The sequence below is a fragment of the Pseudomonas sp. FG29 genome (genome assembly GCF_057809355.1).
Genome location: NZ_JBMDJU010000001.1, coordinates 322,053 through 335,080 on the forward strand (window position 1 = coordinate 322,053; position 13,028 = coordinate 335,080).

General features: G+C 64.0%; 13 protein-coding genes. 4 read left to right on the top strand and 9 right to left on the bottom strand.

Annotation, left to right across the window (positions count from 1 at the left end; translation table 11 throughout):
- Positions 1 to 9 precede the first annotated feature (9 nt).
- Positions 10 to 1,971: a bifunctional tRNA (5-methylaminomethyl-2-thiouridine)(34)-methyltransferase MnmC2/FAD-dependent 5-carboxymethylaminomethyl-2-thiouridine(34) oxidoreductase MnmC1 gene (mnmC, locus tag ACODS1_RS01590; RefSeq protein WP_489084265.1), complete on the bottom strand. Its 1,962-nt coding sequence runs from the start codon at positions 1,969 to 1,971 to the stop codon at positions 10 to 12.
- Positions 1,972 to 2,114: 143 nt separating this feature from the next.
- On the opposite strand from mnmC, the gene pap reads away from it, so the two are divergent.
- Positions 2,115 to 3,602 carry a polyphosphate:AMP phosphotransferase gene (pap, locus tag ACODS1_RS01595; protein ID WP_439748578.1) on the top strand — a complete coding sequence of 496 codons (1,488 nt, stop codon included), beginning with the start codon at positions 2,115 to 2,117 and terminating at the stop codon, positions 3,600 to 3,602.
- Between the two features lie 213 nt (positions 3,603 to 3,815).
- Positions 3,816 to 5,000, top strand: a complete 1,185-nt coding sequence (locus ACODS1_RS01600; RefSeq protein ID WP_489084266.1) for a thiolase family protein — start codon at positions 3,816 to 3,818, stop codon at positions 4,998 to 5,000.
- Between the two features lie 59 nt (positions 5,001 to 5,059).
- Here ACODS1_RS01600 and ACODS1_RS01605 read toward each other — a convergent pair whose 3' ends face one another.
- From ACODS1_RS01605 to pyrC, 3 genes are all read right to left on the bottom strand, one after another.
- Positions 5,060 to 5,278 carry a bacterioferritin-associated ferredoxin gene (locus tag ACODS1_RS01605; RefSeq protein WP_489084267.1) on the bottom strand — a complete coding sequence of 73 codons (219 nt, stop codon included), beginning with the start codon at positions 5,276 to 5,278 and terminating at the stop codon, positions 5,060 to 5,062.
- A gap of 175 nt (positions 5,279 to 5,453) precedes the next feature.
- The gene (gene rnt, locus ACODS1_RS01610; protein ID WP_012017982.1) at positions 5,454 to 6,128 is read right to left on the bottom strand and encodes a ribonuclease T; all 675 of its coding nucleotides are present in this window, start codon (positions 6,126 to 6,128) and stop codon (positions 5,454 to 5,456) included.
- Positions 6,125 to 7,171: a dihydroorotase gene (gene pyrC / locus ACODS1_RS01615; protein ID WP_489084268.1), complete on the bottom strand. Its 1,047-nt coding sequence runs from the start codon at positions 7,169 to 7,171 to the stop codon at positions 6,125 to 6,127. Before pyrC ends, rnt begins: the two co-directional genes overlap by 4 nt.
- A 153-nt stretch (positions 7,172 to 7,324) precedes the next feature.
- Between pyrC and ACODS1_RS01620 the strand changes: the two genes are divergently transcribed.
- Together ACODS1_RS01620 and ACODS1_RS01625 are read left to right on the top strand one after the other, a co-directional pair.
- Positions 7,325 to 8,260: a flagellar protein MotY gene (locus tag ACODS1_RS01620; RefSeq protein WP_489084269.1), complete on the top strand. Its 936-nt coding sequence runs from the start codon at positions 7,325 to 7,327 to the stop codon at positions 8,258 to 8,260.
- 106 nt (positions 8,261 to 8,366) lie between these two features.
- Positions 8,367 to 9,584: an argininosuccinate synthase gene (locus ACODS1_RS01625; RefSeq protein WP_489084270.1), complete on the top strand. Its 1,218-nt coding sequence runs from the start codon at positions 8,367 to 8,369 to the stop codon at positions 9,582 to 9,584.
- A 123-nt stretch (positions 9,585 to 9,707) separates the two neighbouring features.
- On the opposite strand, the gene ACODS1_RS01630 is transcribed toward ACODS1_RS01625, so the two are convergent.
- The 5 genes from ACODS1_RS01630 to ACODS1_RS01650 form a co-directional block, all read right to left on the bottom strand.
- Complete coding sequence (locus ACODS1_RS01630) at positions 9,708 to 9,887, bottom strand: PA3496 family putative envelope integrity protein (protein WP_159970462.1); 180 nt, start codon at positions 9,885 to 9,887, stop codon at positions 9,708 to 9,710.
- A gap of 111 nt (positions 9,888 to 9,998) precedes the next feature.
- A complete protein-coding gene (gene nth, locus ACODS1_RS01635; RefSeq protein WP_013714588.1) occupies positions 9,999 to 10,637 on the bottom strand; it encodes an endonuclease III in 639 nt (212 codons plus the stop codon).
- Positions 10,634 to 11,341 (bottom strand): electron transport complex subunit E, encoded by a 708-nt coding sequence (locus tag ACODS1_RS01640; RefSeq protein ID WP_489084271.1) that lies wholly within the window; start codon positions 11,339 to 11,341, stop codon positions 10,634 to 10,636. Before ACODS1_RS01640 ends, nth begins: the two co-directional genes overlap by 4 nt.
- Positions 11,338 to 11,973: an electron transport complex subunit RsxG gene (rsxG, locus tag ACODS1_RS01645; RefSeq protein ID WP_489084272.1), complete on the bottom strand. Its 636-nt coding sequence runs from the start codon at positions 11,971 to 11,973 to the stop codon at positions 11,338 to 11,340. Before rsxG ends, ACODS1_RS01640 begins: the two co-directional genes overlap by 4 nt.
- 2 nt (positions 11,974 to 11,975) lie before the next feature.
- Positions 11,976 to 13,007, bottom strand: coding sequence for an RnfABCDGE type electron transport complex subunit D (locus ACODS1_RS01650; protein ID WP_489084273.1), 1,032 nt, complete (start codon positions 13,005 to 13,007; stop codon positions 11,976 to 11,978).
- Positions 13,008 to 13,028: the final 21 nt, after the last annotated feature.

Here is a 13,028-nt window from a genome sequence, read left to right on the forward strand (position 1 = left end):
ACCCGGAAGTCAGCTCCCGCGAATCAGCTTGCGCAGCATAAAACGATTGGGGTGGCTGGCTTCGGCCACCTCGCGCGGAACTGGCAGCGGCTCGTCCTCCAGCCAGGCGGCGATCAGTTCGCCTGACAGTGGCGCGGTGATCAGCCCGCGTGAGCCGTGGCCGCTGTTGATGTACAGGCCGGGTAGCCAGGGGCAGGGCGTTTCCGGCACCTGGCGGGCGTCCTTGGCCAGCACTGCATAGGCCTCGTTGAACGCCTGCTGCTCGGCTACTGGCCCTACCAGCGGCAGGTAGTCCGGGCTGGTGCAGCGGAAGGCGGCGCGGCCTTGCAGCGTGGCCGGGTCGAGCGCTTGCGCGTCCAGGCGCTCGGCGAGATCCGTGGAAATCTCCCTCAGCAGTTCGAGGTTGCCGGCATGCTCGGCGACGCTGGGCGTGAGGTCATCGCTATGGAAGTCGAAGCTGGCGCCCAGGGTATGTTCCCCATCACGTACGGGGGCGACGTAACCTTCGGCGCAGACCACGGTGCGCAGCTCCCGGCTGGACTCGCTGGCTGGCAGGCGGCTGATCTGCCCGCGAATGCGCTTGAGTGGCAGATTCGCATCTGGCAGCAGGCGGGAGATCTCGGCGGCGCAGGCCAATACCAGCACGGGCGCCTCGGCCAACACGCTGTTCTGTCCTTCGACGCACCAGCGATTATCCTGACGACTCAGGCTCAGCGCCTCCTGGTAAGGACGCAGCTCGATCAACGGGTGTTGCACCAGTTGCCGGCACAGTGCCGGTGGATGCACCCAGCCGGCATCCGGGTAGAACAGGCCACCGGCCGGCAGGCCGATGCCAGCCTGCTGCTCGGCTTCATCCTGCGTCAGCGCGTGCAGCAGATCATTCGGGAAGGCCGCAGCCAGTTTGGCTTGGCGCTCGGCTTCCTTGGCATCGAAGGCCAGTTGCAGCACGCCGCAGGCGTCCCAGTCCTGGCCGCGTTGCAGACATTCGAGCAGACGGCGGGTATGGCCAAAGCCGGCGACGATCAGCCGCGACAATGTGGTGCCGTGTGCCGACAGTTTCAGGTAGAGCACGCCTTGTGGATTACCGGACGCCTCGCGGGCGATATCGTCATGGCGCTCCAGCACAATCACGCGCCAGCCGCGCGCGGCCAGGCTGGCGGCGGTGGCGCAGCCGGCCAGGCCGGCGCCGATCACCACGGCCTGACGTTCGCCTTTCGGCAATTCCGGGCGGGCGAACCAGGGCGCTGGGCGCTGCATCTGCTGCGCCTGGAATGGGCCGGTGAGCATCTCGCGTTTGTGGCCGAAGCCCTTGACTCGCACCACGGCGAAACCCGCCGCGATCAGTCCGCGACGGACGAAACCGGCACTGGTGAAGGTGGCCAGGGTGGCGCCTGGCGTCGACAGCCGCGCCAGCTCGGCGAACAGGGCGTCCGTCCACATCTCCGGGTTCTTCGACGGGGCGAAGCCGTCGAGGAACCAGGCGTCCACCTTGGCATCGAGCTGCGGCAGGCAGTCGAGCACGTCACCGATCATCAGCGTCAGCACCACGCGGCCGCTATCGAGCAGCAGGCGCTGGAAGCCGGGATGCATGGCGCGGTACTGCGCCAGCAGTTGCTCGGCGTAGGGCGCAAGCTCCGGCCACAGGGCCAGGGCGCGTTGCAGATCTGCCAGGGCCAGCGGGAATTTCTCCACGCTGACGAAGTGCAGCCGCGCATCACTCGGGGCGTGCTCGGCGAAGGCCTGCCAGGCGCAGAGGAAGTTCAGCCCAGTGCCGAAGCCGGTTTCGCCGATCACCAGGCGCCCGCCGGCCGGCAAGGCCTGGCAACGCTCGATGATCTGGTTATGGGCGAGGAAAACGTGACGGGTTTCTTCCAGCCCGTTGGCGCGGGAGAAGTACACGTCGCCATAGCTGCGCGACAGCGGCTGGCCGTGTTCGTCCCAGTCGAGCTGGGCGTTGTGGACGTCGGACATGGTGGCTCCCGATAAAACAGGCGGCGATTCTAACCGCTGCGCATGTGCTTTTCCCGGCGCAGGTCAATCCGTGTCGAGCCGCCGTCAGGCAAAGTCGCGTTCTATCCGTTAGGCTCTGATGATCATTCCAGGGAGGTCATTGCATGTTCGAATCCGCCGAAATCGGCCGCAGTATCGACAAGGCCACATTCGAGGCCGAAGAGCCGGCGCTGCGCGAGGCCTTGCTGGAGGCGCAGTACGAGCTCAAGCAGCAGGCGCGCTTCCCGGTGATCGTGCTGATCAACGGCGTCGAGGGGGCTGGCAAGGGCGAGACGGTGAAGCTGCTCAACGAGTGGATGGATCCGCGGCTGATCCAGGTCAGCACCTTCGATATTCAGACCGATGAAGAACTGGCGCGGCCGCCGGCCTGGCGCTATTGGCGACAGTTGCCGCCGAAAGGGCGCATGGGCGTGTTCTTCGGTAACTGGTACAGCCAGATGCTGCAGGGGCGGGTGCACGGGCACTTCAAGGATGCGGTGCTGGATCAGGCCATCGACGGCGCCGAGCGCCTGGAGCGCATGCTCTGCGACGAGGGCGCGCTGATCTTCAAGTTCTGGTTCCACCTGTCCAAGAAGCAGATGAAGGCACGCCTCGAGGCGCTCAAGGACGACCCGCTGCACAGCTGGCGCATCAGCCCGCTGGACTGGCAGCAGTCGAAGACCTACGACAAGTTCGTGCGTTACGGCGAGCGCATCCTGCGCCGCACCAGCCGTGACTACGCGCCCTGGTACGTGGTCGAGGGTGTCGATCACTATTACCGCAGCCTCACCGTCGGGCGCATTCTGCTCGAAGGCCTGCAGTCTGCGTTGGCCAACCCGCAGGGCGCGAAGTTGCAGCCACATTCGGCGCCCCTGGTGTCGAGCCTGGATAATCGCGGCCTGCTGGCCAGCCTGGACATGAGCCAGGCGCTGGACAAGGACGATTACAAAGAACAACTGGCCACCGAACAGGCGCGCCTGTCCGGGCTGATGCGCGACAAGCGCATGCGCAAGCACGCCCTGATCGCCGCGTTCGAAGGCAACGATGCCGCTGGCAAGGGCGGTGCGATTCGCCGTGTCACTGGGGCCCTCGACCCGCGCCAGTACCGCATCGTGCCGGTGGCGGCGCCGACCGAGGAAGAACGTGCGCAGCCCTATCTCTGGCGCTTCTGGCGGCATATTCCGGCGCGCGGGCACTTCACCATCTTCGACCGTAGCTGGTACGGCCGCGTGCTGGTGGAGCGGGTCGAGGGCTTCTGCAGCCAGGCTGACTGGTTGCGCGCCTATGGCGAGATCAACGATTTCGAGGAGGAGCTGACCAACGCCGGGGTGATTCTGGTCAAGTTCTGGCTGGCCATCGACCAGCAGACCCAACTGGAGCGTTTCAAGGAGCGTGAGCAGATCCCCTTCAAGCGCTTCAAGATCACCGAGGAGGACTGGCGCAACCGCGACAAGTGGGACGACTACGCCGATGCGGTGGGCGACATGGTCGACCGCACCAGCACCGAGATCGCGCCCTGGACGCTGATCGAGGCCAATGACAAGCGCTTCGCTCGGGTCAAGGTACTGCGCACCATCAACGAGGCCATCGAGGCGGCGTTCGCCAGGGATTGATGTCTTGTCGCGGCTAAAGCCCCTCCCACTGTGCGGTGAGTTCTGTAGGAGCGGCTTCAGCCGCGATGCTTTTGTTTCGACATCCAAGCCCAGCATGCATCCGCGCTACGCGCTGGCATTGTCCCGTATACGCCAGATCAATGATGGTCGCGCCCAGGGATCGGCTGGATTTATCGTCACGCCATTCGCCATCCAATAACAACGAGGTGCGTCATGCGTGATGTGGTGATCGTCGATAGCGTGCGGACTGGTCTGGCCAAGTCCTTCCGCGGCAAGTTCAATATGACCCGGCCGGACGACATGGCCGCTCACTGCGTCGATGCGCTGCTGACGCGCAACGGTATCGACCCGAAGCTGGTCGATGACTGCATCGTCGGCGCCGGCTCCAACGAAGGCGCGCAAGGCATGAACATCGGTCGCAACGTCGCCGTGCTCTCGCGCCTGGGCAACCCGGTGGCGGGCATGACCCTCAACCGTTTCTGCTCCTCGGGCCTGCAGGCCATTGCCATCGCCGCCAACCAGGTGGCATCCGGCTGCAGCGAGATCATCGTCGCCGGCGGCGTCGAGTCCATCACCATGACCCTGAAAAGCATGAACATGGACAACCTGTTCAACCCGCTGCTGCAACAGGAAAACCCCGGCATCTACTACCCGATGGGCAAGACCGCCGAGATCGTCGCCAACCGCTACGGCATCAGCCGCGAAGCCCAGGATATCTATGCCCTGCAAAGCCAGCAGCGCACCGCGCGGGCGCAGGCCGAAGGCTTGTTCGCCGACGAAATTGCGCCGATGACGGTGAAGTATCAGGTTGAGGACAAGGCCACCGGCGAGAAGAAGATCGTCGATGGCGTGGTCGAGGCCGATGACTGCAACCGCCCGGATACCACCCTGGAATCCCTGGCCAAGCTGCAGCCGGCATTCGACCCGGCGGGTAGCGTCACGGCGGGCAACGCCTCGCAACTGTCCGACGGCGCCTCCATGACCCTGGTGATGAGCCTGGAAAAAGCGCTGGAGCTGGGCCTCAAGCCCAAGGCCTATTTCCGCGGCTTTACCGTGGCCGGCTGCGAGCCGGACGAGATGGGCATCGGCCCGGTGTTCTCGGTGCCCAAGCTGCTCAAGGCCAAAGGCCTGAACGTGGCCGACATCGACCTGTGGGAGCTCAACGAAGCGTTCGCCTCGCAGTGCCTGTACTGCCGCGACAAACTGGAAATCGACAACGACAAATACAACGTCAACGGCGGCTCCATTTCCATCGGCCATCCGTTCGGCATGACCGGCTCACGCCAGGTCGGCCACCTGGTGCGTGAGCTGCAGCGCCGCGAACTGCGCTACGGCATCGTCACCATGTGCGTAGGTGGTGGCATGGGCGCCACGGGGCTGTTCGAGGCCTACCGCTGAGGCGAACGGCAGGCATAAAAAAACCGGATCGATGATCCGGTTTTTTGTGTTCGGGAGAATCAGGCAGCGACGAAGTTAGCGGGGTAGGCGAGGCTGGCCTGGCTGCTTTGCACTTCAGCGATGGTTTCGCGTACTACCTGCTTGGCCAGGCACGCACACTTGCCGCACTGGCTGGCGATGCCGAGGCTGCCGCGCACTTCACGGTAGCTGCAGCAGCCTTCATAGACCGCTTCGCGGATTTGGGTATCGGTGACACCTTCACAGAGGCAGACGTACATGGGCAAGGCTCGTCCAGGTGATTCTGTTTGATGGGTCGGATACTAATGTTAATGAGAATGCTTGTCAAAGATCGTTTGCGAATGATCGCGGCAGCCGACGAGCGGCATTACTCCGTTGCCCAGACATGAAAAAACCGGCCTGAGCCGGTTTTTTATGTCCGCGAGAGAGGATGGGTTACTGATCGAACTCGTCCCAGCCACCCATTTCCTTCCAGCGGTTGACGATGCCGCAGAACAGCTCGGCAGTCTTCTCGGTGTCATAACGTGCCGAGTGCGCCTCTTTGCCATCAAACTCGATGCCGGCGGCCTGGCAGGCCTTGGCCAGCACGGTCTGGCCGTAGGCGAGGCCGGCGAGGGTGGCGGTGTCGAAGCTGGAGAAGGGGTGGAAAGGGTTGCGCTTGATGCCGCAACGCGCCACCGCGGCATTGAGGAAGCCCAGGTCGAAACTGCTGTTGTGCCCGACCAGGATCGCGCGCTTGCAGCCGGCGGATTTGATCGACTTGCGCAGGCCCTTGAAGATCTCGCCCAGGGCATGTTCCTCGCTCACTGCCATGCGCAGCGGGTGATCGAGCTTGATGCCGGTGAACTCCAGTGCCGCCGCCTCGATATTGGCGCCCTCGAAGGGCTCGATGCGGAAGAAGTGGGTGTGATCCGGGTAGAGAAAGCCGCTCTCGTCCATGGCGATGGTGGTCGCGGCGATTTCCAGCAGGGCATCGGTGGCACTGTTGAAACCGCCGGTCTCGACGTCCACGACGACCGGCAAGTAGCCGCGAAAGCGCGCCGCCATGGGCGTGCGCGGACCGGATGGCAGGCTCGGTTCGAGTTCGTCTTCGTAGTTGTCTTCGCTCACGCCTGACCCTCCAGCAGTTTCCAGCGCAGCGTTTCGCCGGCACGCAGCGGGATTACGCTGTTGTCGCCCAGCGGCAGGCTGGCCGGCACGCTCCATTCTTCACGTACCAGGGTGATGCTGTCCGTGTTGCGCGGCAGGCCATAGAAGTCCGGGCCGTGGTGGCTGGCGAAGGCTTCCAGCTTGTCCAGTGCATTGCGCTGTTCGAACGCCTCGGCGTACAGCTCGATGGCGGCATAGGCGGTGTAGCAGCCGGCGCAGCCGCAGGCGGCTTCCTTGGCGTGCTTGGCGTGCGGTGCCGAATCGGTGCCGAGGAAGAATTTGACGTTACCGCTGGTGGCGGCATCGAGCAGGACTTCCTGGTGCACGTTGCGCTTGAGGATCGGTAGGCAATAGAAGTGCGGGCGAATACCACCGACCAGCATATGGTTGCGGTTGTACAGCAGGTGATGGGCGGTGATGGTGGCGCCGACGTTGGCCGAGGCAGCTTCGACGAACTGCACCGCGTCACGGGTGGTGATGTGCTCGAACACCACTTTCAGCGTCGGGAAGCGTTCGACCACGCGGGTCAGGTGTTCGTCGATGAAGGTCTTCTCGCGGTCGAACACGTCGATCTCGGCGCGGGTCACTTCACCGTGTACCAGCAGCAGCATGCCGACTTCGGCCATGGCTTCGAGCACCGGAAAGATCTTGTCGATGCTGGTCACGCCCGAGTCGGAGTTGGTGGTGGCGCCGGCCGGATAGAGCTTGGCGGCATGCACGAAGCCGCTGGCCTTGGCTGCGCGCACGTCTTCCGGGCTGGTGTTGTCGGTGAGGTAGAGCACCATCAGCGGCTCGAAACGGCTGCCGGCCGGGCGTGCAGCGAGAATGCGCTGGCGATAGGCGTCGGCCTCGACGGCGTTGCGTACCGGCGGTACCAGGTTGGGCATGATGATGGCGCGGCCGAAGGTGCGCGCGGCATCGCCGACGGTATGTGGCAGCACCGCGCCATCGCGCAGGTGGATGTGCCAGTCATCGGGACGCAGAAGAGTCAGACGGTCGGACATGGAGGCTTCCAGGCGGGTAAAACGTGGCCGCATGGTACCTGAAAAGCGCCGCTTCGCGCTCGCGCCGGCGCGACAATCGCACGCAGGGGGTCAAGTTTCCGCGCGCCTGACCGATACCCCGTGAGAATGCCGTGAACCGCCGTGGAGTCGACCGTGCGTGCGCCCAATTTGCTCCTGATCAGCCTGCTGGCTGGCATGCCTTTGTGCCTGCCGGCGCATGCCATCAGCTTCCAGACGCGGCTGGAAAAGGTCGAGTGGACGGTCGAGGGTGACAAGTTCGAGTGTCGTCTGAGCCAGCCGATCAGCAACTTCGGCAGTGGCGAGTTCGTGCGCCGCGCCGGTGAGCAGGTCACCTTCCGCCTCAAGGCGCGTGAGCACTGGCTCGGCAATGGTTCGGCGACTTTGTTGGCTGCTGCCGCGCCCTGGCAGCCGGGGCGTGGCGACATCAATCTGGGTTCGGTCAGCGTTGCCAGCGGCGAGGTACCGTTCAACAGCTCGCAGGAGCAGGGGGCGCGATTGCTCGCCGGCTTGCTGGAGGGGCGCAGCCCGGTGGTACGCCACCGCACCTTCAACGGCGGCGATAGACTGGAAGTGCGCCTGCTACCGGTGAAGTTTCACAAGGCCTACGACGATTACGAAGCCTGCACGGCCAAGTTGCTGCCAGTGAATTTCGATCAGATTCGCCTGGCGCAGATTGGTTTTCCCGGTGGTGGGATCGACCTCGACCCGATGGCCAAGGCCAAGCTCGATATCATCCTCGAGTTCGTCAAGGCCGACCCGAGCATCAACAGCTTCCAGATCGACGGTCATGCCGACAACAGCGGTAACCGTCTGACCAATCGCGATCTGTCGCGCCGCCGCGCGCTGGCGGTGCAGGAATACCTCAAGGCCCATGGCATTCCCGTCGAGCAGATCAGCGTGCGCTTCCACGGAGAGCGCTACCCTCTGGTGCCGAACACCAGCGAGGCCAATCGCGCCAAGAACCGCCGGGTAACCTTGCGCCTGGATCGCATGCCGCCGGTCGAGGCGCCGCAGCAGAGCGCACCGGCCCCAACACCCGTTGATCCGCCCGGTAGTCAGCCGTCCTGAGCCTTCTGGGCGTCGCTTCGTCAACTCCGCCTGTCGCGCCCCTGTAAATTGAGTCGCTTGGCCAGTAGAATCACGGGTTTTACCGTACAACCCGTGGAGTGATGGCATGGCGGACGTCAAAAAGGTAGTTCTGGCCTATTCCGGTGGCCTGGACACCTCGGTGATCCTCAAGTGGCTGCAAGATACCTACAACTGTGAAGTGGTGACCTTCACCGCCGACCTCGGCCAGGGCGAAGAGGTCGAGCCGGCCCGCGCCAAGGCTCAGGCTATGGGCGTCAAGGAAATCTACATCGACGACCTGCGCGAAGAATTCGTGCGTGATTTCGTCTACCCGATGTTCCGCGCCAACACCATCTACGAAGGCGAGTACCTGCTGGGTACTTCCATCGCCCGTCCGCTGATCGCCAAGCGCCTGATCGAGATCGCCAACGAGACTGGCGCCGACGCCATCTCCCACGGCGCGACCGGCAAGGGTAACGACCAGGTGCGTTTCGAGCTGGGCGCCTACGCGCTCAAGCCAGGCGTCAAGGTCATCGCCCCGTGGCGCGAGTGGGATCTGCTTTCGCGCGAGAAGCTGATGGACTACGCCGAGAAGCACGCCATCCCGATTGAGCGCCACGGCAAGAAGAAGTCGCCGTACTCCATGGACGCCAACCTGCTGCACATTTCCTATGAAGGTGGCGTGCTGGAAGACACCTGGACCGAGCACGAAGAAGACATGTGGCGTTGGACCAAGTCGCCGGAAGCGGCGCCTGACGTTCCGACCTACATCAAGCTGACCTACCGCGCGGGTGACATCGTTGCCATCGATGGCAAGGAAATGACCCCGGCTCAGGTGCTGGCCGAGCTGAACCGCATCGGTGGCGAGAACGGCATTGGCCGTCTGGACATCGTCGAGAACCGTTTCGTCGGCATGAAGTCCCGTGGCTGCTACGAGACCCCCGGCGGCACCATCATGCTCAAAGGTCACCGCGCCATCGAGTCGATCACCCTCGACCGCGAAGTCGCTCACCTGAAAGACGAGCTGATGCCGAAGTACGCCAGCCTGATCTACAACGGTTTCTGGTGGAGCCCGGAGCGTCTGATGCTGCAACAGATGATCGACGCCTCCCAGGCCAGCGTGAACGGCGTGGTACGCCTGAAGCTGTACAAGGGCAACGTCATCGTCACCGGCCGCAAGTCCGACGATTCGCTGTTCGACGCCAACATCGCGACCTTCGAGGAAGATGGCGGCGCCTACAACCAGCAGGACGCGGCGGGCTTCATCAAGCTCAACGCCCTGCGCATGCGTATTGCCGCCGGCAAGGGGCGCAAGCTGGTCTGATAGCCCGCTTCAGCCTGCCAACGAACCCCGGCCATGTGCCGGGGTTCGTCGTTTCTGGTCTGTTAATTTCAGCGCTCAAACAAAAGCCCCGGCTTGCGGGGCTCTTGGAGAAGGCAGCGGCCTTCAGATATCGAAGTCGTATTCGGCCAGCTGTTTGTGCAGGCGGCGCTCTTCGAGGAAATTGTCGATGATGCGGCGTTTGGTCAGATTGGTCTTGGCGACTTCCACCGCAGGCTCGGCATCGTCCGCATCCTCTGCGACAAAGTCTTCGTCCAGCTCGAGGTCTTCTTTGTCAGTGCTCATCTATTCCACTCCAGGCCAGTGACTGGGGCCATTTGCGCACCTTATAGCGGCAAAAATTGAGCGGGTAAAAAAGATTTTTTCAATCAGATGATCGCTGGATTCTATGCCTGATCAATCGTCGGAGGTCTTGGCCTTGTACTCGCACAAATCTTCGATGCGGCAGGCTCCGCAGCGGGGTTTGCGCGCGGTGCAAACGTAGCGCCCGTGCAGGATCAGCCAGTGGTGGGCATCGAGTAGATAATCCTTGGGCACGAACTTGAGCAGCTTCTTTTCCACCTCGACCACGTTCTTGCCGGGGGCGATGCCGGTGCGGTTGCTGACACGGAAGATGTGCGTGTCCACGGCCATGGCGAGCTGGCGGAAGGCCGTGTTGAGCACCACGTTGGCGGTCTTGCGGCCGACGCCTGGCAGGGCTTCGAGATCCTCGCGGTTGTCCGGCACGACGCTGCCGTGCTTCTCGATCAGGATGCGGCAGGCCTCGATGACGTTCTTCGCCTTGCTGTTGTACAGGCCGATGGTCTTGATGTACTCGCTCAAACCTTCGACGCCGAGGGCGTAGATAGCCTCTGGCGTATTGGCCACTGGGAACAGCTTGGCCGTGGCCTTGTTGACGCTGACGTCGGTGGCCTGGGCCGAGAGCGTTACCGCCACCAGCAGCTCGAACGGCGTGCTGTAGGCCAGCTCGGTCTTCGGTTCGGGGTTGTCCTCATGCAGGCGACGAAAGATTTCCAGGCGTTTGGCAGCGTTCATTCGATGACTCCGGTAACGCGAACGCGGCGGCTTTGGGCGGGCAGCTCGGGTGCGGCTGCCTTGGCTCGTTCGGCGGCGATCTGGTCGATGCGGTTCTTGCCGGCGATCAGCAGGCCCAGGACGATGAAGGCGCCCGGTGGCAGGATGGCCAGCAGAAAACCGCGGTAGTCGTGCACCAGGGTGAGTTTCCAGTCGGCGGCCATCGGGCCGAACAGCAGGTGCATGTTGGCGAACAATGCGCCGGTGCCGAGCAATTCGCGGATGGCGCCGATCAACACCAACACCGAGCCGAAGCCCAGGCCCATCATCAGGCCGTCATAGGCGGCGCGGGCCGGGTCGTGCTTGGCGGCGAAGCCGTCGGCGCGGCCGAGGATCACGCAGTTGGTGGTGATCAGCGGGATGAAGATGCCGAGGATCTGGTACAGCTCGTAGGTGTAGGCCTGCATCAGCAGCTCGATGCAGGTGGTCAGCGCGGCGATGATCATGACGAAGGCCGGCAGGCGCACGGCGGTATTGACCACCCCACGCACCAGCGACACGGCGGTGTTGGAGCAGATCAGCACCAGCGTGGTGGCCAGCGCCAGACCGAGGGCGTTGACCGTGGAGTTGCTTACCCCCAGCAGCGGGCAGAGGCCGAGCAATTGCACCAGCGCCGGGTTGTTCTTCCACAGGCCGTTGAGGGTGATGTCGCGGTAGCTGGTCATCGTTCGTCCTCCGCCAGGCCCAGTAGTTGTGCGCGGTGCGTGTCGAAGTAGCGTAGGGCGCCATGCACGGCCTTGACCACGGCGCGTGGGGTGATGGTGGCGCCGGCGAACTGGTCGAAGTCGCCGCGATCCTTTTTCACCGCCCAGCCGTCTTCGCCGGGATTATCCAGGGATTTGCCGGCGAAACCGAGGATCCAGTCGCTCTTGGCCAGCTCGATCTTGTCACCCAGCCCAGGGGTTTCCTTGTGGCTGAGCACGCGCACGCCGGCCAGGCGGCCATCGGCGAAGATGCCGACCAGCAGGTGGATGGCGCCGCTGTAGCCGTCCGGTGCGGTCACCGGCAGAATCAGTGCGCTGGGCTCGCCGCCCTTGAGTGCCAGATAGGCTGACTGTGGGCTGCGGTGGCCCAGCTCGGGGGCGTTGAGCTCGATGCGGTTATCCAGCAGGTGATTGTCGTAGCTGCCGGCCGGTAGGATTTCCGCCAGGGCACGCACCTGCGCTTCGCGCCCGGCGTTGGCGATGCGCTCGGCGGTTCCCTGTTGCAGCAAGGCGACGGTGCCGACGGTGCCGATGGCGAACAGGCCAAGCACCAGGGCGTTCTTCAGCATCGAGCGGCTGATTTCCGGCAGCATGCTCATTCTCCCAGCTTGAAGCCGCTGTTGGGCTTGCGATGGCCGTAGCTGCGCGGCCGGGTGTAGTAGTCGATGGTCGGCGCTGCCAGGTTCATCAGCAGCACGGCGAAGGCCACTGCGTCCGGGTAGCCGCCCCAGGTGCGGATCACGTAGACCAGCACGCCGACGCCGATGCCGAACACCAGGCGCCCGCGATTGCTGGTGGCGCCGGACACCGGGTCGGTGACGATGAAGAAAGCGCCGAGCATGGTGGCGCCGGTGAGCAGATGGAACAGCGGCGAGCCGTTGGAATCCGAGCCGCTGCCGTTCCAGAACAGCAGGCTCATGATGAACAGCGCGGCGAGCATGCCCACTGGCGCATGCCAGGTGATCAGGCGTTTATGCAGCAGATACAGGCCGCCGGCGAGGAAGGCCAGGTTTACCACCTCGCTGCCGGCACCGCCGAAATGGCCGAAGGCCGGGTTGCTGGCGTGCAGCTCGTCGATGGTCAGGCTCTTGTTCACTTTCAACGCGTCCAGCGCGGTGGCCTGAGCCCAGCCATCCGGGAGATTGGCGATTCCGAGGATGTGCTGGATGCCATCCAGCGCGGCGACACCGTGTGGCGTGGGCCAACTGGTCATGTCGACGGGAAAGGAAATCAGCACCACCACGTAGCCGACCATGGCCGGGTTGAACGGATTCTGCCCAAGGCCGCCGTAGAGCTGCTTGCCGAGGCCGATGGCGAAGCCGCAGGCGATCAGCGTCAGCCACCAGGGCGAGTAGGGTGGCAGGGCCAGGGCCAGCAGCACGGCGGTGACCAGGGCGCTGTAGTCCTTGAGGAAGAAGGCGATCGGGCGTTTGCGCGCGGCCAGCAGCGCAGCCTCGAAGCCCAGGGCGCAGAGGCTGGCCCAGACCAGATTGAACAGGGTGCCGACGCCGAACAGCCAGGTCAGGGCGAGGATACCTGGCACGCAGGCCAGCAGCACCTGCAGCATGACCTGCTGGGTACGGTTGCTGCCCGTGGCGTGGGGCGATGTGATACGGGGCAGGGCCATCGGCGCTCCGGTGTTTCTGGT

Bases quoted from the DNA above. Each gene is read 5' to 3' on its own strand.
- rsxG (WP_489084272.1), bottom strand. From the start codon at position 11,973: ATGCTGCCGGAAATCAGCCGCTCGATGCTGAAGAACGCCCTGGTGCTT.
- ACODS1_RS01625 (WP_489084270.1), top strand. From the start codon at position 8,367: ATGGCGGACGTCAAAAAGGTAGTTCTGGCCTATTCCGGTGGCCTGGAC.
- pap (WP_439748578.1), top strand. From the start codon at position 2,115: ATGTTCGAATCCGCCGAAATCGGCCGCAGTATCGACAAGGCCACATTC.
- ACODS1_RS01650 (WP_489084273.1), bottom strand. From the start codon at position 13,007: ATGGCCCTGCCCCGTATCACATCGCCCCACGCCACGGGCAGCAACCGT.
- ACODS1_RS01630 (WP_159970462.1), bottom strand. From the start codon at position 9,887: ATGAGCACTGACAAAGAAGACCTCGAGCTGGACGAAGACTTTGTCGCA.
- nth (WP_013714588.1), bottom strand. From the start codon at position 10,637: ATGAACGCTGCCAAACGCCTGGAAATCTTTCGTCGCCTGCATGAGGAC.
- ACODS1_RS01600 (WP_489084266.1), top strand. From the start codon at position 3,816: ATGCGTGATGTGGTGATCGTCGATAGCGTGCGGACTGGTCTGGCCAAG.
- ACODS1_RS01605 (WP_489084267.1), bottom strand. From the start codon at position 5,278: ATGTACGTCTGCCTCTGTGAAGGTGTCACCGATACCCAAATCCGCGAA.
- pyrC (WP_489084268.1), bottom strand. From the start codon at position 7,171: ATGTCCGACCGTCTGACTCTTCTGCGTCCCGATGACTGGCACATCCAC.
- mnmC (WP_489084265.1), bottom strand. From the start codon at position 1,971: ATGTCCGACGTCCACAACGCCCAGCTCGACTGGGACGAACACGGCCAG.
- ACODS1_RS01640 (WP_489084271.1), bottom strand. From the start codon at position 11,341: ATGACCAGCTACCGCGACATCACCCTCAACGGCCTGTGGAAGAACAAC.